Origin of the sequence: Photobacterium marinum, assembly GCF_000331515.1 — a bacterium.
Classification (GTDB): Bacteria; Pseudomonadota; Gammaproteobacteria; order Enterobacterales; family Vibrionaceae; genus Photobacterium; species Photobacterium marinum.
Map to the genome: position 1 here is coordinate 25728 of NZ_AMZO01000004.1, position 22784 is coordinate 48511.

At 52.8% G+C, this 22784-nt stretch carries 18 protein-coding genes; 3 read left to right on the plus strand and 15 right to left on the minus strand.

Going from position 1 to position 22784, the window contains the following annotated elements; all coding sequences use genetic code 11:
• Positions 1-118: 118 nt before the first annotated feature.
• Positions 119-1132, minus strand: coding sequence for an alcohol dehydrogenase AdhP (gene adhP, locus C942_RS04225; RefSeq protein WP_007462829.1), 1014 nt, complete (start codon positions 1130-1132; stop codon positions 119-121).
• Positions 1133-1404: 272 nt separating this feature from the next.
• Here adhP and ppnP point away from each other — a divergent pair, with 272 nt between their 5' ends.
• On the plus strand, positions 1405-1686 hold the full coding sequence (ppnP, locus tag C942_RS04230; protein WP_007462831.1) for a pyrimidine/purine nucleoside phosphorylase: 282 nt from the start codon (positions 1405-1407) through the stop codon (positions 1684-1686).
• Positions 1687-1779: 93 nt separating this feature from the next.
• On the opposite strand, the gene fis is transcribed toward ppnP, so the two are convergent.
• From fis to C942_RS04285, 11 genes are all read right to left on the minus strand, one after another.
• Positions 1780-2076 (minus strand): DNA-binding transcriptional regulator Fis, encoded by a 297-nt coding sequence (gene fis, locus C942_RS04235; RefSeq protein ID WP_005372656.1) that lies wholly within the window; start codon positions 2074-2076, stop codon positions 1780-1782.
• 22 nt (positions 2077-2098) lie between these two features.
• Positions 2099-3064, minus strand: coding sequence for a tRNA dihydrouridine synthase DusB (gene dusB / locus C942_RS04240; protein ID WP_036798777.1), 966 nt, complete (start codon positions 3062-3064; stop codon positions 2099-2101).
• Between the two features lie 164 nt (positions 3065-3228).
• Complete coding sequence (prmA, locus tag C942_RS04245; protein ID WP_007462856.1) at positions 3229-4113, minus strand: 50S ribosomal protein L11 methyltransferase; 885 nt, start codon at positions 4111-4113, stop codon at positions 3229-3231.
• 163 nt (positions 4114-4276) lie between these two features.
• Entirely contained in the window at positions 4277-5737 is a 1461-nt protein-coding gene (gene panF / locus C942_RS04250) for a sodium/pantothenate symporter (RefSeq protein ID WP_007462859.1), read from the minus strand.
• Positions 5730-6011, minus strand: coding sequence for a YhdT family protein (locus tag C942_RS04255; RefSeq protein ID WP_007462861.1), 282 nt, complete (start codon positions 6009-6011; stop codon positions 5730-5732). The genes panF and C942_RS04255 overlap by 8 nt, the downstream gene beginning before the upstream one ends.
• A 195-nt stretch (positions 6012-6206) precedes the next feature.
• Entirely contained in the window at positions 6207-7550 is a 1344-nt protein-coding gene (gene accC / locus C942_RS04260) for an acetyl-CoA carboxylase biotin carboxylase subunit (RefSeq protein ID WP_007462862.1), read from the minus strand.
• 12 nt (positions 7551-7562) lie between these two features.
• Positions 7563-8024, minus strand: a complete 462-nt coding sequence (gene accB / locus C942_RS04265) for an acetyl-CoA carboxylase biotin carboxyl carrier protein (RefSeq protein WP_007462864.1) — start codon at positions 8022-8024, stop codon at positions 7563-7565.
• Between the two features lie 27 nt (positions 8025-8051).
• Complete coding sequence (aroQ, locus tag C942_RS04270; RefSeq protein ID WP_007462866.1) at positions 8052-8504, minus strand: type II 3-dehydroquinate dehydratase; 453 nt, start codon at positions 8502-8504, stop codon at positions 8052-8054.
• A 467-nt stretch (positions 8505-8971) separates the two neighbouring features.
• Positions 8972-10921: an acetate--CoA ligase gene (acs, locus tag C942_RS04275; RefSeq protein ID WP_007462868.1), complete on the minus strand. Its 1950-nt coding sequence runs from the start codon at positions 10919-10921 to the stop codon at positions 8972-8974.
• Positions 10922-11124: 203 nt separating this feature from the next.
• A complete protein-coding gene (locus C942_RS04280) occupies positions 11125-11748 on the minus strand; it encodes a 3'-5' exonuclease (RefSeq protein WP_007462870.1) in 624 nt (207 codons plus the stop codon).
• Between the two features lie 39 nt (positions 11749-11787).
• Positions 11788-13602 (minus strand): DUF294 nucleotidyltransferase-like domain-containing protein, encoded by a 1815-nt coding sequence (locus C942_RS04285; RefSeq protein ID WP_007462872.1) that lies wholly within the window; start codon positions 13600-13602, stop codon positions 11788-11790.
• Positions 13603-13866: 264 nt separating this feature from the next.
• Here C942_RS04285 and C942_RS04290 point away from each other — a divergent pair, with 264 nt between their 5' ends.
• Both C942_RS04290 and C942_RS04295 read left to right on the plus strand, forming a co-directional pair.
• Positions 13867-15030 (plus strand): 3-phenylpropionate MFS transporter, encoded by a 1164-nt coding sequence (locus tag C942_RS04290; RefSeq protein ID WP_007462875.1) that lies wholly within the window; start codon positions 13867-13869, stop codon positions 15028-15030.
• Between the two features lie 172 nt (positions 15031-15202).
• A complete protein-coding gene (locus C942_RS04295) occupies positions 15203-18691 on the plus strand; it encodes a PAS domain-containing hybrid sensor histidine kinase/response regulator (RefSeq protein WP_007462876.1) in 3489 nt (1162 codons plus the stop codon).
• A 76-nt stretch (positions 18692-18767) separates the two neighbouring features.
• Here C942_RS04295 and flhA read toward each other — a convergent pair whose 3' ends face one another.
• Genes flhA through fliR form a run of 3 tightly spaced genes read right to left on the minus strand, consistent with a single transcriptional unit; the run spans position 18768 to position 22783 of the window.
• Positions 18768-20867, minus strand: coding sequence for a flagellar biosynthesis protein FlhA (gene flhA / locus C942_RS04300; RefSeq protein ID WP_007462879.1), 2100 nt, complete (start codon positions 20865-20867; stop codon positions 18768-18770).
• Positions 20868-20882: 15 nt separating this feature from the next.
• Positions 20883-22010 (minus strand): flagellar biosynthesis protein FlhB, encoded by a 1128-nt coding sequence (gene flhB, locus C942_RS04305; protein ID WP_007462881.1) that lies wholly within the window; start codon positions 22008-22010, stop codon positions 20883-20885.
• On the minus strand, positions 22010-22783 hold the full coding sequence (gene fliR / locus C942_RS04310) for a flagellar biosynthetic protein FliR (protein WP_007462884.1): 774 nt from the start codon (positions 22781-22783) through the stop codon (positions 22010-22012). The genes flhB and fliR overlap by 1 nt, the downstream gene beginning before the upstream one ends.
• Position 22784 lies beyond the last annotated feature (1 nt).

Here is a 22784-nt window from a genome sequence, read left to right on the forward strand (position 1 = left end):
ATGGACCTGCGTTTTACTGAAAAGCCCTTGAGCGGGTTGATGGTACTTACCGGATAATATTTTATCCGGTAAGTACAGTTTTATATCAGGCAAATTATTGCTCAGTTTGAAATATGGATCAGGACATATCCATTACAATACGGCCGTTGATTTCCCCTTTTTCCATGTCAGCGAAGATGTCATTGATATCTTCAAGGTGTTTGACCTCGATGATGGCTTTGACTTTACCTTCGGCGGCAAACTGCAGGCATTCCTGAAGATCTTTGCGGGTACCGACGATGGAGCCGATGATTTTTACCCCGTTGAGCACCGTATCGAAGATTGGAACCGGCATTTCATCCGGTGGCAGGCCAACCAGAACACAAGCCCCGCCGCGACGGACTGACTTATAGGCTTCTTCGAAAGCTGATTTGGATACCGCAGTACAAACTACGCCGTGTACACCGCCAACTAACGCCTGAACAGCTTCTGACGGGCTCTGCTTCATAAAATCGATACAATGCGTCGCTCCGAGCTCTTTGGCCAGGGCGAGCTTTTCAGCGCCGGTATCAATGGCGATCACATTCATCCCCATCGCAACCGCGTACTGAATTGCCAGGTGCCCCAGACCACCGGCTCCGATAATGGCTACCCATTGCCCTGGTTTTACGCCGGTGACTTTGAGTGCTTTATAGGTGGTAACACCGGCGCAGAATAGCGGTGCAGCGTCGATATAGCTGATGTTGTCGGGAATTTTAACTACATAGTCGCCATGAGCGAGGCAGAATTCTGCATATCCGCCGTCGACGGAGTAACCGGCATTGTGCTGTTCCATGCACAAGGTTTCCTGACCGTCGAGACAGTAGTCACAGTGACCGCAGGCGCTATATAGCCAAGGCACACCGACTCGGTCTCCGAGAGACAAATGATGTATTTCACTGCCGACTGCGACAATCTCACCTACACCTTCATGACCGGGCACCAACGGCATTTTCGGCTTTACCGGCCAGTCACCATGGCAAGCATGCAGGTCGGTATGACAAACCCCGCATGCCTGGACTTTGACCAGTACATCATGGGCTTTTACTTCCGGTAACGGAACATCCTTGATAACCAAAGGGCCTTTGAATTCGTTAATAACAGCGGCTTTCATAATCTCTCCCTAAATGAAGGACCTGATGAATAATTCAATCAACGTTAGTGATAATTATTATCACTCTGAGCTGTTTTAATGTGATGGCTTTCATATAACGATGGCCATTATGTTTCACTGCTATTGAGGTGGCTCGCAGTTCTTGATGAGAATTTTATGCCACTGGTGGGGAGCTGTTTTTCCAGGAAGAGAAAAAGTGGTGATGGGTGTTGGGGAAAGCACGTTAACTATGGTAGCTTCGAAGTATCAAGGAATTAGTGACAGGGAAAGCTATGCTTAAAGTTAACGAGTATTTTGATGGTCAGGTTCAGTCTCTGGGTTTTGAAAGCCAGGGCGAGCGAGCCAGTGTCGGGGTAATGATGCCGGGGGAATACCGTTTCTCAACAGCTGCACCTGAGCGGATGACGGTAGTCAAAGGGGCGCTGACCGTGAAGTTGCCGGGTCATATCGACTGGGAAACTTATCATGCCGGAGACAGCTTTGAAGTACCGGGAGATGCTTCTTTCCATGTGGAAGTCAGCCAGACAACCGCGTACCTGTGTGATTATCTGTAATCATGGCTAGGCCCTGAGACAGCACACAATAAACGCAAAAAAGCCTGCACCAGAGGTACAGGCTTTTCCAAGCAGGGTACTAAACCAGTTGGATTAGTTCATGCCGTATTTTTTCAGTTTCTTGCGAAGCGTACCGCGGTTGATACCCATCATAGTTGCTGCGCGAGTCTGGTTACCACGAGTGTACTGCATGATAGTGTCTAGTAGTGGTTGCTCAACTTCAGCAAGCACTAGCTCGTACAGATCATCGACTTCCTGACCGTTTAACTGAGCAAGGTAGTTTTTTAGTGACGCTTTTACAGAGTCACGTAGTGGCTTCTGTGTGATTTGGTCTTGTGAAGTTACAGTTGTCACTGTTAATGCTTCGGAAGTCAGATTTTGTTCGAACATATTCTGTAAGCTCTTCTAGTATTTATGCAACGTTTTCGAAGTAGCCTTGCAGCGCATCGAGTTGATGTTGTGCATCTTCGATTGCGTTGAAGGTCCGGCGAAAATCACCAGCAGGGGCATGTTCTTTCAAGTACCAAGACACGTGTTTACGTGCAATGCGCAACCCTAAGTACTCACCGTAGAAACGGTGAAGTTCCTGAACATGACCCAGCATAATGTCACCCACCTCATCCATAGAGGGTGCCGGCAGGTGTTCGCCAGTTGTTAAGTAATGGTGGATTTCACGGAAAATCCATGGTCGTCCCTGCGCAGGGCGGCCAATCATCAAAGCATCGGCACCGGTGTAATCCAGTACGAAGCGTGCCTTTTCCGGGGAGTCGATATCACCGTTAGCGATCACTGGAATGGAAATCGCTTCTTTCGCTGCTTTGATGTAATCGTATTCTGCTTCGCCTTTGTACATGCAGGCTTTGGTGCGGCCGTGAAGGGCCAACGCCTGGATGCCGCATTGTTCGGCGAGCTTCGCAATGTCGACACAGTTTCGGTTTTCAATATCCCAGCCGGTACGCGTTTTCAGCGTCACAGGTACATCTACGGCATCGACGACAGAACGAAGAATTTCTTCGATCAGATGGGGATACTGCAGCAGGGCAGAACCTGCAAGGCGTTTGTTCACCTTTTTTGCAGGGCAACCCATGTTGATATCGATGATTTGGGCACCGTTTTCAACACTGAATTGCGCAGCCTCAGCCATCAGTTTCGGATCTGAGCCGGCGATTTGAACCGAGCGGATACCCGATTCGCCTTCATGAACCATGCGGTTCTGGGATTTAGACGTTTTCCATAAATCTGGATTGGACGACATCATTTCGCTTACAGCCATACCTGCACCGAAACGCAGGCAAAGTTCACGAAATGGCCGATCGGTCACACCCGCCATTGGCGCGACTATCAGCTGGTTTTTAAGTTGATAAGGACCGATTTTCAAACGTCTGTTCCTGACTGTGCCAGTAAGGGCGCGCATTTTACGCATTTTTTCTCTTTCTGAAAAGGCCAATAATTGAGCATTTAGTTTTTCAATTGCAAAACTGTATGATTTTCAAACTATTGGGTGTTTTTTGTTCAGAAAAATAGCGTCCTTCATTGTGCTTGTTATGCTTTGCGACCAGCAATTCGGCACCATTCTTCGCGTGCCACAACAGGATCCAGGGTCAGCTCATCGCTGTAGTAAGACGATACGTCTTCCGCCTGTGTTTCCAGAACGCCGGAAATTGCCAGTTGGCCACCGTCTTTCACCAGGCTTTTGATCACTGGAGAAAGTTCGCGTAGCGGGCCTGCCAGGATGTTGGCAACAACCACGTCAGCCTGGATATCCTGAGGCTGATCTTGTGGCAGGAACAGTTCCAGTTTGTCGGCAACGCCGTTACGTTCGGCATTGTCGCGGGAAGCCAGAATCGCTTGCGGGTCGATATCGATACCGATCACTTTCGCCGCACCTAGCTTGATAGCCGCAATGGCCAGGATGCCTGAGCCACAACCGAAGTCGATCACTGTCTTGCCAGTCAGATCCTGGCCGTCCAGCCATTCAAGGCACAGAGAGGTTGTCGGGTGAGTACCGGTACCGAATGCCAGGCCTGGATCCAGCAGGACGTTTACCGCATCCGGTTCCGGCGCTTCACGCCAGCTTGGACAGATCCACAGGCGACGACCGAAACGCATCGGGTGGAAGTTTTCCATCCACTCGCGCTCCCAGTCTTTGTCTTCCAGCTGTTCGATCTTATAGGCGAAGTCGTCTGCGATCAGTGGGCTGTTCTTCAGCATCGAAAGGACGAAATCCATGTCGGCTTCAGCATCATATAAACCAACGACATCGGTATCACCCCACAGGCGGGTTTCACCTGGCAGCGGCTCGAAAACCGGGGTGTCTTGTGCGTCCAGGAAAGTGACGGACAGAGCACCGGTTTCTTCCATCAGCATATCGCCAATTGCTTCGGCATTGTCTGCTGTCGCGTTTAATTTTATTTGAATCCAAGGCATGGTTAATTCGCTTATTGTTTGACTACGGATCAAGGAAGCGGAGTCTAGCATAAAATTTAGTCAGCCCGCATCAACTTCGTTGGTCTGGCGGGGCTATGCGGCGGGATGGCGGAGAAAAAAAGATAGCACCCGGAGGTGCTATCTTGTGGTGATTTGTTGTGAATCAGAGCTGATGTTGCGGGCTTGGTGCGGCAACCGGTTTTAGCAGGCTACCCAGTACAAATGTGACAAAACTCAGGGCGAGAGTTGGCACGATAGCATGCATACCACCAAGATCCGGCTTCACCACCGACAGGCCTGCATAGCACATCAGGCCGGTGACCATGGAAGCAAATGCGCCTGCTGCGGAGGCTTTCTTCCAGTACAGGCCAAGCACCAACGGCCACAGGAACACCGCCTGCATACCGCCGAAGGCCAGCAGGTTAAGCCAGATGATCATATCCGGCGGGTTAGTCGCGGCCACAAACACCAGGGCTGAGAAAATACCGGTAACCCACAGTGACAGTTTAGGCAGGCGGGATTCGGCTTCCGGCCCTTCGGCTGCTTTCGGGTTAATGTAGTTGAGGTACAGGTCCTTGAGCAGGGTGGCCGATGCTTGGATCAGCTGGGAGTCGATGGTTGACATAATTGCAGCCATCGGCCCTGCCAGGAACACTCCGGCAACCACCGGCGGCAGTACTGTCATCATCAGCGTCGGCATGATTTGGTCCGGGCTGGCGATATCCGGCACGATAGCGCGGCCAAGGGCGCCGGCCAGGTGCATACCCAGCATCAGGAAGGCCACCATGGCAGTACTGATCACCATGCCTTTGTGCAGCGATCCGCTGGACTTATAGGACATGCAGCGCACAGCGGCATGGGGCAGGCCGATCACACCGAAGCAGACCAGCACCCAGAAACTGAGCATAAACGGCTGGGACAGGAAGTTATTGGCTCCGAACGGTGTCACCAGCTCCGGGTTGATCTGGTGCAGCTCGGTAACCAATTCACCGATGCTGCCACCGGCATGGACTATCCCGACCAGCAGGGCGATGGTACCGATGATCATCATGATGCCCTGGATGGTATCTGTCATCACTACCGCGCGGAAACCGCCGATGGTGGTATACAGCCCGACAGTGACGGCAAACAGCATCAGGCCATGGCTGTAAGAGAGGCCAGTGACGGTTTGCAACAGGCGGGCACCGCCGACAAACTGCACTACCATGGTACCGAAGAATGCCAGCAACAGAGCCAGCGAAGCGAAGATCACCACCGCCCGGTTTTTATAGCGGGCATAAAGGATATCGTTGAGGGTCAGGGCATTGTGGCGGCGTGCCTCAATGGCAAATTTTTTGCCAAGTACACCCAGCGTCAACCAGGCTGCTGGCAGTTGGATCATCGCCAGCAGTACCCAGCCCAAGCCCATTTTATAGGCTGCACCCGGGCCGCCGATAAATGAGCTGGCACTGGCATAGGTCGCCGCCAGGGTCATGGCCAGGACAAAACCGCCCATACTGCGGTTGCCGACCAGGTATTCATTGAGAAACCCTTTGCCGGTATTGCGGTGACGGCGGGTGAAAAGGGCCAGGCCGAAAACTGCGGCCAGATACAGGATGAGGGGGATTAACAGTTGGCTATTCATCAGTGGTGTCCTTGTCGACTTCCAGTGACATATCCTGGTAGATGTATTTCACCATCAGGGCGCAGAGCAGGGTAAAAATTACCGGGCCGATGATGCAGGCCATCAGGAACCAGAGCGGGAAGCCCCAGTACAGTTCCGGTAAGGCCTCGTGTACATTGATTGGTGCCAAGCCATAGGCTGAGCAGTACCACCAGACGAAATAGGCGAGTGCCAGGCCTATCGCCCATTTGGCTTCCTTATGAGCCTGACGATAACGCGCTGCGAGCGTCTTCATGCCGAAGTCTCCAGTTGGTTGGGTACATTACTCACAGAAGTGGTTGAAAATACTGGAAATGAGTAATGTCTATGGAAAATAAGGTGGGGTATTGTGGCAAAAGTTAGAATTCAGCGCTAGAAAACACATCAAATTGCCGTTGATCGAACTAAAAAAGGCTGCCTGAGGCAGCCTTTTGTATCTGTGATTTTGCAATTATTGCAGACCCAGTTTCTTTTCCAGGTAGTGGATGTTTGCACCACCGTGCTGGAAGTTCTCGTCAGCCATGATGTCTTGCTGCAGAGGAACGTTGGTCTTGATGCCGTCGATGATCATTTCACCCAGCGCGTTACGCATTCGTGAAATTGCGACATCACGGTTCTCACCGTAGGCAATCAGTTTACCGATCATTGAGTCGTAGTGCGGTGGTACTGTGTAGCCGCTGTAGATGTGTGATTCCCAACGGATACCCATGCCGCCCGGCGCGTGGAAGCGCTCAATCTTGCCAGGACATGGCAGGAAACGCTCCGGATCTTCAGCATTGATACGACACTCAACCGCATGGCCGCGGATCTGGATGTCTTTCTGGCTGAATGATAGTGGCTGGCCTGCTGCAATGCGCAGCTGCTCTTTGATCAGGTCAACGCCAGTTACCATTTCGGTCACTGGGTGCTCAACCTGGATACGGGTGTTCATTTCAATGAAGTAGAACTCGCCGTTTTCGTACAGGAATTCGAATGTCCCCGCACCACGGTAGCCGATTTCGATACAAGCACGGCAGCAGCGCTCACCGATGTACTTACGCATCTCTTCGGTGATGCCCGGAGCCGGTGCTTCTTCAACAACCTTCTGGTGGCGACGCTGCATTGAACAGTCACGCTCACCCAGGTGGATAGCACCGCCCTGGCCGTCAGCCAGTACCTGCACTTCAATGTGACGAGGGTTTTCCAGGAATTTCTCCATGTAAACCATATCATTGTTGAAGGCTGCTTTTGCTTCTGCACGGGTCATGGCAATCGCTTCGGTTAGCTCAGCTTCGCTGCGAACCACACGCATACCACGACCGCCGCCGCCACCGGATGCCTTGATGATCACCGGGTAGCCGATACGTTTAGCGAAGGCTTTGTTTCTTGCTTCGTCGTCATCCAGCGGGCCGTCAGAGCCTGGTACACAAGGTACGCCAGCTTTTTTCATCGCGGTGATTGCAGACACTTTGTCACCCATCATGCGGATGGTGTCGGCTTTCGGACCAACGAAGATGAAGCCGCTGCGCTCAACCTGCTCGGCGAAGTCTGCGTTTTCAGACAGGAAACCGTAACCCGGGTGGATAGCTACCGCACCGGTGATTTCAGCCGCACTGATAATACGCGGAATGTTCAGGTAACTTTCGGTGCCGCGAGCAGGACCGATACATACAGACTCGTCTGCCAGTAGTACATGCTTCAGATCGCGGTCAGCAGTTGAGTGAACGGCAACAGTTTTGATGCCCAGTTCTTTACACGCGCGCAAGATACGCAGCGCGATTTCGCCTCGGTTGGCGATAACTAATTTATCTAACATAGATAGCCCCGGTTACTCGATGATAACTAGAGGCTGGTCGAACTCGACTGCATCACCGTCTTCAGCCAGGATCGCAACAACAGTACCTGCTTTGTCTGCTTCGATCTGGTTCATCATCTTCATTGCTTCAACGATGCACAGAGTGTCACCAACATTCACGCTCTGGCCTACTTCTACGAATGCTTTCGCATCTGGGCTTGGCGCGCGGTAGAAAGTACCAACCATTGGAGAAAGAACCTGATGGCCCGCAGGTGCAGCCGGCGCCGCCGGAGCTTCTGCTGGTGCTGCTTGAGCTTGAGCTGGAGCTGCTACTGGCGCAGGTGCTGCAGCAACAACTTGTGCTGGAGCTGCTACAGTTGCAACAGTCGAATTACGGCTGATGCGTACTGATTCTTCGCCTTCAGAGATTTCAAGTTCCGAGATACCAGACTCTTCAACCAGTTCAATTAGCTTTTTAATCTTACGAATATCCATTTATCTTTCTCTTATCTATATGTTCATTTAGCTTTCTGCTTGCAGGCGTCGTACAGCTGCACGCAGGGCGAATTCATAACCATCCGGGCCAAGACCGCAGATCACCCCGACAGCGACGTCAGACAGGTAAGAATGGTGGCGGAATGGCTCACGGGCATGGACGTTGGACAGGTGCACTTCAATAAACGGGATACTGACCCCGAGCAGGGCATCACGGATCGCCACACTGGTGTGAGTGAAAGCGGCCGGGTTGATGATGATGAAATCCACATTGCCTCGGGCATTGTGGATGGCATCGATCAGCTCATGCTCTGCGTTGGACTGAATGTGCTCAAGCGTCACACCAAGTTCAGTTGCTTTGGCAGTTAAATTCGTCACGATTTCAGCCAGGGTACTCTGACCGTAGTGACCTGGCTCGCGAAGGCCCAGTAAATTCAGGTTAGGGCCGTTGATCAGTAAAATTCGTTGAATGGTCGACATCTTGACGTTAAATCACTCGTTTTTTGACGTTTTACTCTAACAATGTGCAGAGAACAACAAATCTGCTTCCTTGTGTCCCAATTTTAGCTGCCAAAACACGCTTGGAGAGCAATTATAGTGAATTCAATGCAAATCGCAGCAAAATACTGGTCTAATCACCACAGTTTTTTGTGGACACCTGTACGCTGTAATAATTGAGTCATTGCATTAGATGGCTGCGAGAATGCAGAGTTCAGCCGGGTATATTTAAGTTGTGGCCGAGTTCGTGATTTTTATCCCGGATGTCACTTTCAGCCGTTTTCTGAATACAGAAACAGTGTGAATTGGGAGTGAAAATCTCTATTAGTGTAGTTGGTTTGGGAAAGAAAGTACGCGATCCTGCGCGATGATTTTGTAACCAGTCGTTGATATTGTAATGGATATCAAAGAAAAGCAAAGCCGCCCGAAGGCGGCTTTATGTTGATAGATTAAAGAACCTGTTGCTTTTCGGCTATCAGCTTTTCGACCACACTCGGATCGGCCAGTGTTGAGGTGTCGCCCAGAGTGCCGGTATCGCCGGTGGCGATTTTGCGCAGAATTCGACGCATGATCTTGCCTGAGCGGGTTTTTGGCAGGGCGTCGGTCCAGTGCAGGAAGTCCGGGGTGGCGATCGGACCGATTTCCTTGCGCACCCACTCTTTCACCTCTTTGTGCAGCTCGGCACTCGGGATTTCGCCGGCGTTAAGGGTGATATAGGCGTAAATTGCCTGCCCTTTGATGTCATGAGGCACTCCGACTACCGCGGCTTCAGCTATTTTGTCGAAGGCCACCAGAGCCGATTCAATTTCGGCGGTTCCCATACGGTGGCCGGATACGTTCAGAACGTCATCGACCCGGCCGGTGATCCAGTAATAGCCGTCTTCGTCGCGGCGGGCGCCGTCACCGGTGAAGTACATGCCTTTGAAGGTTGAGAAGTAGGTTTGCTCAAAGCGCTCATGATCGCCCCACAGGGTCCGCATTTGCCCCGGCCAGGAATCAAGCATCACTAGGTTGCCTTCTGCTTCCCCATCGATGATATTGCCGATGTTATCAACCAGGGCCGGCTGAACGCCGAAGAACGGGCGGGTGGCGGAGCCCGGCTTGAGCTCGGTCGCGCCGGGCAGCGGGGTGATCAGGATGCCGCCGGTTTCGGTTTGCCACCAGGTATCGACAATCGGACAGAAGCTGTTACCGATAGTGCGGTGGTACCACTCCCAAGCTTCTGGGTTAATTGGTTCACCGACCGAGCCCAAGATGCGCAGGGTCGAACGCTCGGTGCCTTCAATAGCTTGGTCGCCTTTGGCCATCAGGGCGCGGATAGCGGTCGGGGCTGTGTACAGGATGTTGACGCCATGCTTGTCGACCACCTCGCTCATTCGGCTGGTGGATGGGTAGTTCGGCACCCCTTCGAACAAGATTGTTGTGGCGCCGTTGGATAACGGGCCGTAGACCAGATAGCTGTGGCCGGTGATCCAACCGACATCTGCGGTACACCAGTAGATATCACCGTCATGGTAGTCAAACACATACTTGAAGGTCATGGTGGCATACACCAGGTAACCGCCAGTGGTGTGCAGCACACCTTTTGGCTTACCGGTTGAGCCCGAGGTATAGAGGATAAACATCGGGTCTTCGGCGTTCATCGGCTCTGGTTCACAGTGGGTTGAGGCGACAGCTGTTGTTTCGTGCCACCAGACATCGCGGTCGTCATCCCACGCGACTTCTGCTCCGGTGCGTTTAAAGACAATGACTTTCTCGACACTGGTGACTTCTTCATTTGCCAGTGCCGCATCAACGTTTTTCTTCAGCGGTACAGCTCGTCCGCCACGGATCCCTTCATCGGCAGTGACCACGACTTTGGCATCTGAGTCTGTGATACGGCCGGCCAGTGCCTCCGGTGAGAAGCCGCCAAATACAATGGTGTGAACGGCACCGATGCGGGTACAGGCCAGCATGGCAACGGCCGCTTCGGCGACCATCGGCATGTAAAGGCAGACCACATCGCCTTTGCGGATGCCCTGGCTTTTCAGCGCATTGGCAAACTGGCACACCTGCTGGTGTAATTCATTGTAGGTCAGGGTGGCATCGTCGGCCGGGTCGTCACCTTCCCAGATGATGGCAACCTGGTCACCGCGGCTTGCAAGGTGGCGGTCGATACAGTTGGCAGAGACGTTCAGAACACCGTCTTCAAACCATTTGATACTGACGTGCCCGGTATCAAACGAGGTGTTTTTCACTTTGGTGTAAGGCTGGATCCAGTCAACAACCTGGCCATGTTCTCGCCAGAACCCTTCTGGATTAACGACGGAATGCTGGTACATCTCGCGGTATTGCTCATCGTTGATATGGGCCTTGGCGGCGATTTCCTTGTAGACCGGATAGATATGAACCTCACTCATTATTATTTTCTCCTTGTGTTTCCGTCATTGTCCGTTCCGGACCGGCTGGTTCTTATTGTTTGTATTGTGTGTAATTAATAACTTCTGTCAGATTCCGAATAGTCACAATTAGACTTTAGGATGACTGGGGGAAAACGAAGGGAAAAAGAGCCGTTTTAGTTCAAAAACAGATAAAAAAGTTGCCGGTAACCGGCATTTAGAGGTCAGGCACAACGCAGGGGCGGGATGTCACCGTGTTTGAGGCGGACATAAATCAGCGCGGCGGCAATGGCATCCTGCATGGCGTCATGGCGCTGTGGCTCGGGGAGTTCAAGGTGGCGGCTGATAGCTTCCAGGCTCAGATCGTAGCAGGCGTTGGGCAGCAATCTTTCCAGCCGCTCATGGTAGAGATGGCTGACTTCCACGGTTTTGTTGGGCAGGGGAAAGCCGAGCAGTCGACGGAAGTAGCGGTCGAGGATCGTCTTGTCATAGCGGATGTAATAACCAACCAACGGGCGGTTGCCGATAAAGGACAAAAGATATAACAGAGCTTGTTGTTCATCCACCCCCTCACTGAGATCCTGATGACGCAAGCCGTGTATGGCGATGGAATCGGCATTGAGGCTGCCGGGCGCTTGTAAGGTCAGCCTTAGTGACTGGCTGGTTATAATACGGTTGGCCTTGATCTGGGTGGCGGCAATGGTTACCAGTTCGGCGGAGTGAGGGTCGAGGCTGGTGGTTTCGCAGTCGAGTGAAACCAGCTCATCGCCCTGGTAGCGTTCAAACAGAAATTGGTATGGGCTGTTTGCAAATTTATGCAGATACCACCATCGTCGTAAGCTGTTCATGGTTGTTTCCTCTTTTATGATGTCTCTCGCTTTTTGTTTTTAATCCCGGATTTGGTAGTGGTAACCGAGCCACTCTTTAAATTTCTTGACGACATGCAGGCTGTGGCGGAGCAGGTCGCGTTCGGCTCGGTTGAGCTGGCTGATATCCAGATGGTGTTGCAGCCCGTGGTCCGGGTGACTCAACTGCTGCCGCAGGCGGAGCTTGATAAAGAGTTTCAGAGCTTCACTCAGATTGGATGAGGTGGAAGGCTCTAGTACGCTGTGCTTTTCCAACTGTTCAATCCGTCGGAAGGTATTGTTGTCAGCGATGTTATGTTCAAGGGTCAGGGCGCGAATACCGTGAACTATCGGAAAGATCCCGCCACGCTTGATATCCAGCCCTTCTTTGCCGGATTTGAGGTTGCCGAAAAGGGTCAGCGGGACACTGAAGGTCAGGGCCGGGCGGGTGAAGGTCGCCAGGAGTAATTCCTGCTGGCCAAATTGTTGGCGGAGGTGGCCAAGTACCGGTTTCAGCAGTTCGGTGTTACCGGCAACGGCATGGCTGTCGGCCATAATCGCCAGCTCCATCATGGTTTCACTGTTACCTGTCTGAGTGGCATCGCGAATGGTTTGTAACCACTCACTTTGATGTTTGACCCATTTGGGGTTGCTGACCATCACTTTACCGGGGCAGTTCGGGTAGCCGAGCTGGAGCAGGGTGTGGCTGAACTCTTCCATTACCTGCTGACAGTCGGGCCAGTCGATGCCATCTTTGACGATCAAGGCATTGTCCTGATCGGTTTTGAGAATTTGCTCTCCCCGCCCTTCCGAACCCATTACCACCAGGCAGCAATAATCATGCATATAGTGAGGAACCACTAACTGGAAGGCTTTTTCGATAATTTGCTCGTTGACGGTGGCGATCAGCTCCGTTACAAATCGGGTATGGATGCCGTTGTTAAATAAGGTTTCGACCAGCCGGTTTTGCCCTCTGGCCGCTAAGGCCAGCTCCTCAACGGTTTCAGCTCTAGCGATCTGCAGGGTTAGGACGTGGGAGTGGGTGGAAAACAGGCTCAGTACCTGGGTCAGATCCAGCATCCCGATAATCGCATTGCCATCTAAAACCGAAACCCGCTTAACTTTGTGGCGGGTCATCGCCAGCATGGCGTTAAATAAGAAGTCTCCTTTGCGGACACTGATCACTGGTGTTGTGGCTATCTGGCTGACCGATGTTGCTGGCAGACAAGCTTCAAGCATAACGGCATGGAGCAGGTCGGTACGGGTGACGATGCCGTATTGGTTTGCTCCATTCTCTGCGGTATTGAGTTTGACCAGGGCAGCATCAGTTCCTTTGTTTTGCATCTGTTTAGTGACGGTAAACAGGTCGGTGTCTGCCGGGACTATCAGGCAAGGCTGGATATTGTCATTACTAACTTTGGTCAGGATAAATTCAGCCAAGTTTTGTTGCTGGTGAGCGTTTTCAAGCAGTTGTCGGCGTCGGGCCAGGTTGTTGTCGAAGTAGGCGGCAAACTCGCCGTTGGCCTGATAAAGGTCGGTAAAGAATTCCCGTGGCAGCAGGTAACACAGGGTGTCTTCCAGCGCGGTATAGCGGTGTCGGCTGCGTTGTTCCAGTTGGGCCCGGACATCAAACATGTCATCAGCAGTGTAGTGGGCGAAGATTTCCTGACTGTCTGAGGCTGTTTCCTCGACATAGCCTTTAATAATAATGAAGAGGTGAGGGCTTGGCTCTCCGGCTTCAATAATGATCTCGCCGCCACGGAAATAACCGATATCCAGTGATTGTTGCAGGGTGCGTTGCTGATCTTCCAGTAGTCGGTCAAACGGTGGCAGTGAGGTATCGAATGTATCAGGCATGGCAACCCTCCAGTAGGTTTGGATACGGCTGACAGATCGTGTACTTAGTACCTGTTTGAAAGTATCTGAGTACCGTATCTATGTTGGCAGTGTCGCCCAGGAATGCCCTCGGCTCCAGCCGACTTTAGTCTAGCTGTGAACCGGAATTCGTCTTCTGTTTGAAAAAGGGGAAGGGATTTTGTCTGATAATTTCGTTTGGGTGGGAAGGCAGAATATGCATAATAGGCGCTCAATTTATTCTTCACTCTGCATATAGGACTTGGCATGTTTCGAAGTAGTCCCTATGGATGGACCTCGCAGTATCTGCTCGGTTTTTTCTTTAACTATGGTGTTTACCTTCCTTTTTGGGCGTTATGGTTTGCCCATCTAGGAGTCAGTGCCTCCAATATCGGCCTGTTGCTGGGCCTTGGGCTGGGGGTTCGCTGTTTTGCGAACCTGGTAATCACACCACGCATTCACAAAGCTGAGCATCTGATCCCGGCGCTGCGTTGGCTGGCGCTTGCCTCCCTTATTAGTTGTATTGTCTTTATATACTGCGGTAGCAGCTTATGGGCGCTGACGGCAGTGACTGTCATTTTCAACCTGCTGGTGGGGCCGATTGTTCCACTGTCTGATGCATTGGCAAACCACTACGCTAATGACGGCCACTTAGACTATGGTCGTACCCGCCTGTGGGGCTCGATTGCCTTTATTGCCGGTTCAACAGTGGTTGGGATGCTGGCGGCGAAATATGATCCGAGCATTATCCCTTGGGTTGCGGTTGCCGGCCTTGTGGCGACCTTGTTATTCGCGATGCGTCGCCCGACGGTGGAGCCTAAATCGGATGATAACCATGACGAAGCCCGTCCGGCACTGCTGAAAATGATGCGTGACAGCCAGGTTGTTCTGTTCCTGGTGATTGTTGCTTTGTTGCAGGGCAGTCATGCCGCGTACTACAGCTTCAGTGCGATTTACTGGAAAGAGGTTGGTTACAGCGAAGCGGTGATCGGTTACCTGTGGAGCTTCAGTGTGGTTGCGGAAGTAGCGGTGTTTGCGTTCAGTAAGCGTATTTTTGCTGGCTGGAGCGTATCGGCCATGTTCCGCCTGGCGGCAGTGGGTGTTCTGCTGCGTTGGGGGATTACTGCAAGTATGACTGAGCTGCCGGTACTGGTGGTATCTCAGGCCCTTCATGGTGTGACATTTGCTGCGGCTCACCTGGCGGCGATCCGTTATATCCAGAATGCCAAAAGTAATCAGGTGGTGGCATTGCAGGCACTTTACAATGCGTTGCCGCTGGGGGCCTTCATGGCGCTGATGACGGCGGTGAGCGGTTGGTTGTATGGCATCTGGGGCGCAGATATGTTCTGGCTGATGGCTGCGATGGGTGCGCCAGTGCTGTTTATGAAGCTTGAGCCGCAACGAGAGTCGTATGCAGCAGCAAGCTGCTAAATTTATTCATTAATTTACGGAGCGAGACCGGCGGCGCTATGTCCTGACCGGAACTGTGATCCCCCTGATTGAGGTAGTGGATGAATATTCGCTACTATGCTTAAGCCAGAGTAAATTCATCAGATAATTTGCCCTTCGGTATTTCGCATTTTCAATCAGTCAGGGAACGCACATGGCACAGGGATGGATTGTCGTGCCGGTCTCGCTTGCTTATCTGGGGCTGCTGTTTTTAATTGCCTGGTACGGCGATCGGAAACCGCAGTGGATGGCAGGTTTGCGGCCGTGGATTTATAGCCTTTCAATTGCAGTTTACTGCACCTCATGGACCTTTTATGGCACGGTTGGACAGGCCAGCCAGAATGTCTGGTCCTTTTTACCTATCTATTTAGCACCGATCTTGGTGTTTACCGTTGGTTGGCGGATCCTGGCCCGTCTGATCCTGATTGCCAAACGGGAGCATATCACTTCTATTGCCGACTTTATTGCTGCCCGTTACGGCAAATCGCAGGGGGTGGCAGTGTTGGTGACCGTTATTGCTGTCGTCGGTATTCTGCCCTATATCTCCCTGCAGCTTAGAGCGATTACGATGGGGCTGGAGCTGGTGGCTCCGGATTTTGGGAAGGCTCAGGATCTTGGTAACAGTGATATCGCCTGGCTGGTGACTTTGGCGCTGGCAGTGTTTACCGTGTTGTTCGGAACCCGGCATATTGATACCACTGAGCATCACCGCGGGATGATGATGGCTGTGGCTTTTGAATCGCTGGTTAAGCTGGCGGCGTTTCTGGTTGTCGGCGTCTTTGTCTGCGGTGTGTTGTTTGAACTGCCGGATATCAAGTTGTTGCACCAGGCTTACCTGTTGCCCCATTCACCGAATATGGCCAGCCTGTTGATCCATACTTTGCTGGCCATGGCGGCCATTATCTGTCTGCCCCGCCAGTTCCATACCACTGTGGTCGAAAATAAACGTGCCCAGGATTTGCATTCTGCCCGGAAGATTTTTCCGGTTTACCTGCTGCTGATGGGGCTGTTTGTTGTTCCGTTGGCGCTTGCCGGTCAAGTGTTGTTGCCACATATCGCAGCCGATACTTATGTGATCAGTCTGCCTCTTCAACAAGGGGCTGACAGTATTGCTTTGTTGGCTTTTCTCGGTGGTACATCGGCTGCCAGCGGGATGGTGATTGTGTCGACTATTGCGCTGGCGATCATGGCGTCCAATGATTTGGTCCTGCCCTTGTTATTGCGTCGTTTGCGGATTTCGGGACAGGATTTCGGTGCCTTTTCCGGCCTGTTACTCAATGTCCGTCGGGGACTGATAGTTGTGCTGCTGTTGGCGGCGCTTTTCTTTCATTTGGCACTGGATGAGATTGAGTCACTGTCTGCCATTGGCTTGTTGTCGTTTGCGGCCATTGCCCAGTTTGCTCCGCCGCTGCTGGGGGGATTGTACTGGCGTGACGGGAACCGTAACGGGGTGTTTGCCGGTTTGGCTGGTGGTTCGGCTGTTTGGGTGATCACCATGATGGGGCAGACCAATATGTTAGCCGGAACCGCAGACAGCAACCTGCTGCTGTGGTTACTGGCGCCGCCACAGTGGCCATTGCTCGGTGAGCTCTCCTCTGTTGACTGGGGAATGCTGCTCAGCCTGAGCGTCAATGTTTCACTGTATGTGCTGGTGTCTTTGGCTTCCCGTACTTCTCTGAGCGAGCGTTTGCAGGCCGCGGCCTTTGTTGGTGCGCCGCTACCGGAAACGGAAGATGTCAGCCTGTATCAGACCCGGGTGACGGTGGGAGAGCTGGAGATGCTGGCTGCCCGGTTTGTCGGGCGAAAACGGGTCAAGAATGCTTTCCACCAGTATGCCGAACAACATCAGGAGCCGGTGATGTCGCAGATGCAGGCAACGGCTTCGTTGATCCGACATACCGAGCGAGTGCTGGCCGGAGTATTCGGGGCATCGTCTGCCCGTCTGGTTCTGACTTCTGCCTTGCAGGGGCGCAACATGCAACTGGAAGAAGTGGCGACCATTGTCGATGAAGCGTCGGAGCTGTTTGATTTTAGCCGAGGTTTGTTACAGGGAGCGATTGAACATATCAGTCAGGGGATCACCGTGGTTGATAAACAGCTGCGGCTGGTGGCCTGGAACCATCGATATCTGGAAATGTTTTCATTTCCGCCGGGGCTGATCCAGGTCGGCAGGCCGATTGCTGATGTGATCCGCCACAATGCCCGGCAAGGACTGTGCGGTCCGGGGGATGTGGAAAAGCATGTCGCCAAACGGGTGGCACACCTCAAGCGCGGGACAGCCCATACTTCTGCCCGCACCCGGCCTGACGGTTTGGTGATTGAAGTGCAGGGAAACCCGATGCCCGGTGGCGGGTTTGTGATGAGTTTTACTGACATTACCGCTTTTCGCCAGGCTGAGCAGGCGCTGAAAGAAGCCAATGAACACTTGGAGGAGCGGGTTAGGCTTCGAACCCAGGAGCTGGAGTCACTGAACCGACAGCTGGTGGCTGCTACGCAGCAGGCGGAGCTGCAAGCCAGTTCGAAAGGCCGGTTTCTGGCGGCTGTGAGCCATGATTTGATGCAGCCGCTCAATGCAGCACGGCTGTTTTCTTCGTCGCTGACCGAAATGGCGAAAGACAAGGATACTATTCAGTTGGCCAGTCACATTGAGAGTGCGCTGGGTGCTGCGGAAGATTTGATTGGTGATTTGCTTGATGTGTCACGGCTGGAGTCGGGGAAACTACAGGTTCATGTGCATCCGTTTCCAGTCAGTGAGGTACTCGACACCCTGAATGCTGAATTCAGCGCGCTGGCTCGCCAACAGGGGATCACCTTTGAGGTAGTCCATAGTGATGCTGTGATTGTCTCTGATCCGAAACTGCTGCGTCGTGCACTGCAAAATTTTCTTACCAATGCGTTTCGTTATAACCCGAACGGCAGGGTGGTGCTGGGCGTGCGTCGGAAACAAAATGACCGGAAAAATCTGTTGCAAAACTTACTGCAAATAGAAGTCTGGGATAACGGCCCCGGCATACCGGAAGAAAAGCAGGCACATATTTTTGAGGAGTTTACCCGGATAGAGCACTCCGGGGCTGATCACGGCCTCGGATTGGGGCTGGCGATAGCCCGCGGGATCAGCCGGGTGTTGGATCATTCATTGTCATTGCGATCATGGCCGGGGAAAGGGACGGTATTTTCCCTGACGGTTAAGCGTGGAGTATTGGTTAAACCGTTACATCAGCTCCAGAGTGATGCATCACTGGAAACGGTGGGACAGTCAGCTCCTTTGGCCGGTCTGCGTATTTTGTGTGTCGATAACGAACCGGATATTTTGCTGGGAATGGAAAACCTGCTGGTTCGTTGGGGTTGTGATGTCCGGCTGGCAGAAACGGTGGCCGAAGCCATGGCACAGTTAACTGACGACTGGCAGCCTGATGTTGTGCTCAGCGATTATCATCTGGCGCATAACCAGACTGGGTTGCAGGTGTTGCAGCAATGTACTTTGCAGTTAGGTAACGTTTTCAGGGGCGCGGTGATCAGTGCCGACCGGACGGCAGAAACTCAGCAGGCGGTGAAAGCTCATGGATTTAAATTTATCAGCAAGCCGGTCAAGCCGCTTAAGCTGAGGGCGTTTTTGAATCAGCAGGTCCGTGAAACCGGTTAGGCTTAATATTTGTTGGTTTCCATAAAGAATACGCCGGCAGCTGCCGGCGTATTGATAAGGTTTACTTGTCCGGGAATTATCCCATGTTCCCGACCACGGACACGCTCTTGTCATCCGGGATCTCATTGAACGACAGTACATGCAGGCCGCGGGCACAGACCCTGGCATAGCGGGCCAGTAGCGGGCGAAGCTGAGGCAGTACCAGTAGAATCGGCGGATGGCCGTGCAGGCGCATGTTATCCAGCACTTCCGGCAGGGTGCGCTGAAGCTTTTCGATAACTGTCGGCTCCAGGGCAAAACCATCGAGCTGGACATGACCACCGGACTGGGCCTGGCTTAGGGCTCCGAGCAGAACATTTTCCAGCTCGTTTGACAGGGTGACTGCAGGTACATCCGGGCGCATGCCGATCAGGCTGCCCAAAATCACCCGGCGCAGTACGCAACGGACATCCGCGGCCAGCAGGATCGGGTCCTGTGACAGCTCAGCCGATTCGACCAGTGAGTTGGAAATGGTCACTATGTCAGACAGGGATACGCCTTCAATCGCCAGTTGGCGGAATACGCGCAGCAGTTGCTGTGGCGTCAGTTTCTTTTGCAGATCTTCAGCCAGCTTGCTGTTGATGGTTGCCAGGCGATCGATTACGCCGGAGATTTCTTCCGGACTCAGGATATCTTCGATATGGTCGCTGATAATCTTGCTGACATGGGTCGAGATGATAGTTGCGTGATCCACCACGGTATAACCCAGGTTTACGGCTTTGTCTTTTTCTGCAGGTGTAATCCATACCGCTTCCATACCGTAGGCAGGATCTTTGGTCAGGATACCGTCAACGTTGCCGTAGACCTGGCCCGGGTTAATTGCCAGAAGATGGTCCATTTCCAGCTCGGCCTGGACGACTTTGGCACCACGGATCAGTATTTGGTATTGGCTGGCCTCCAAGCCTAAATCGTCTTTAACATGAATTTGCGGGATCACGAAACCGCGTTGTTCGGTCAGGGTCTTGCGGATACCCACCAGGCGGTTGAGCAGTTCTGCACCCTGGCGGCGGTCGATCAGGTTCACCAGACGGAAACCGACATTCAGGCTCATAGCATGGACCAGAGGGATGTCACCGGCAACCAGCTCTTTGTTTTCCGGCTGGTCATGTTGTTCCACAATCTGTTCGGCACGTTCGAGATCTTCCTGTTTGGTCGGATTCTCGTAATTGCGCATCCGCCATGCAGTCAGGCCAACCACACCGGCAAAACACAGGAACGCCATGTGTGGCATGCCCGGGATCAGGCCCAGTATCAGCATGATCCCGGCAACCACAAACAGGGCCGTCGGTGAAGCCAGCATCTGCCTGCTGATTTGTTTGGACAGGTTGTCGCTGTCAGCGACACGGGTCACGATGATTGCAGCAGAGGTCGCCAGCAACAGTGAAGGGATCTGGGCTACCAGGCCGTCACCGATAGTCAGTAGGGCGTAAGTCTGAAATGCATCAGAGAATGACAGGCCATACTGGAATACACCGATGCTGATACCACCGATGATGTTGATGAACAGGATCAGCATACCTGCTACAGCATCACCGCGGACGAACTTCGATGCACCGTCCATCGAACCGTAGAAATCGGCTTCACGGGCAACTTCTTCACGGCGGGTCTTGGCCTGAATATGGTCGATGATACCGGCGTTCAGATCGGCATCGATTGCCATCTGCTTACCCGGCATCGCATCAAGGGTGAAGCGGGCGCTTACTTCCGAGATACGTTCACCACCTTTGGTAACCACGACGAAGTTGATGATCATCAGGATCACGAACACCACCATACCGACGACGTAGTTACCGCCGATCACCACATCACCGAAGGCTTCGATTACCTTACCGGCTGCGGCACCGCCGTCATGACCGTTGAGCAAAACTACCCGGGTTGAGGCGACGTTCAGTGCCAGGCGCAACAGGGTCGCAACCAGCAGGATGCTCGGGAAGACTGAGAAATCGAGCGGGCGTTTGCTGTAAACACTGACCAGCATTACCAACAGCGCCAGGACGATATTGAAGGTGAACAGCATATCCAGCACCATCGGCGGGATAGGCAGGATCACCATAGCCAGTATCGTCATCAGGAGCAGCGGGATACCAAGTTGTCCCTTGGCGAGTAGCTGCAGTAACGGGGTGAGTTTATGTTTCATCTAGCTCAGTTCCTGTTAGCGACGTAATTCTTTCGGAATCGTAACTTGTGGGAATTCAGGTCTGTTCTCCTGACGTCCCTGTTTGTATTGCTCCATCTGGAAGACAAATGTCAGTACGTGGGCTACGGCCACATACAACGGAGCCGGAATTTCCTGCCACTCGTTGGTTGAGTAATACACCGCACGGGTCAGTGGCGGGATCTCGACCACCGGGCGGTTATGCTGGCGGGCAATCTGTTGCATTTGCAACGCTGCCTGATCCACCGCTTTAGCGATAACAAACGGTGCACCAGCTTTATCTAAATCATATTTCAGGGCGACGGCGTAGTGAGTCGGGTTGGTGATAACGACGTCGGCCTGAGGCACAGTTTTCATCATCTGTCGTTGTGACATTTGGCGTTGCAGCTGGCGGATCTTAGCTTTAACTTCCGGCTTACCTTCGTTGTTCTTATGTTCTTCTTTTACCTCTTGTTTGGTCATCTTCAGCTGTTTGGTGTACTCCCAGCCAGCGTAAGGCATTTCGAGCACAGCAATCAGCAGCAGCGCCAGACCAAAGCTGAACAGGCCCAGCCACAGCAGGTCTATGGTCTGTAAGATAGCCTCAGGCAGCGGCAGGCGCTGGAGTGTGACTATCTGTGTCAGGTGGCTGTTGAGCAGCCAGTATAGGGTGCCGCTGATCAGCGTTACCTTCAGAATACTTTTCACCAGCTCGGCCAGCGATTTGGTCGAGAACATCCGCTTGAGACCCGAAATCGGATTCAGTTTGGAAAATTTCGGCTGTGCTGATTTAACCGACATATTCCAGCCACCGCGGAGCAGGTTTGCCAGCACGGTAATAAACATCAACATCCCTAGCATCGGGCCGATGGCTTTTACCATGGCGATCAGGCTTTCAGACAGATGCTTGAACATGTACTTGGTTTCAAAGGCCGCTTCTTTCGGTAGTACCATATTGAGGTTGGTGACCACTTTGAACATTTCGGCCATAGAACCGGCAAAGCCGGTCAGCAATAGGGCACCGCCTACTGTCATCAGTGCGGTCACCAGTTCTTTCGAGCGGGGGAGGTTACCTTCCTCTCGTGCCTTGCGTAGTTTCTGCTGACTGGGCTGTTCCGTTTTGTCCTGACTGCTGTTATCACTCATCAGCGCGCCTCCATGTTGGCCATCAGCTGCAAAGTTTCACTGCAGAGACGGGTGAAGTTCTCCGGAATGCCTGAGGTGGTGATCAGCAGGCAGATCAGGCCGAGCATCATGGTCATCGGAAAACCGAGGGCAAATACGTTCAACTGCGGTGCAGCTCGGTTCATCATGCCGAAAGAGCCGTTAACCAGCAGCATGGCACACACCGCCGGCAGTGCTAGCAACAGGGACGCAGCCATCATCCAGCCGAAACGCATAATGACGCTGTAGAGTGCATCCTGGCTCGGCATATTACCAACCGGCCAGACTTCGAAACTGCGGACAATGACATCCAGTGCGATTAAATGGCCGTCCAGAGCCAAAAACAGCAGCAGGGTATAAACCTGGTAATACTTACCCAGTGCCGGGATACTGACGCCGTTGATTGGGTCATTCATCATTGCCATACCCAGACCCATCTGCATTGACAGGATTTGGCCCATGGTGGTGAATACCGCAAACAGTAATTCCAGCATCAGTCCCATTAGGCCGCCGATCACCATCTGTTGGGCAGCCAGTAGCAGGGCTTCAAGGGAAAGCGGGTCGACACTTGGCATCGCTGGCATCAGCGGTGATGCAAGAATACTGATCATGAATGCCAGGCCGATACGCACCCGTACCGGGACGCCGTTGCCGCCAAAAATCGGCATCAGCATCATTGCGGCACTGAGGCGGAAGAAAGGCCACCAGATCTGTCCAAGCCAAGCGGTTAACTGAGCGGCTGAGATGTCTAGCATG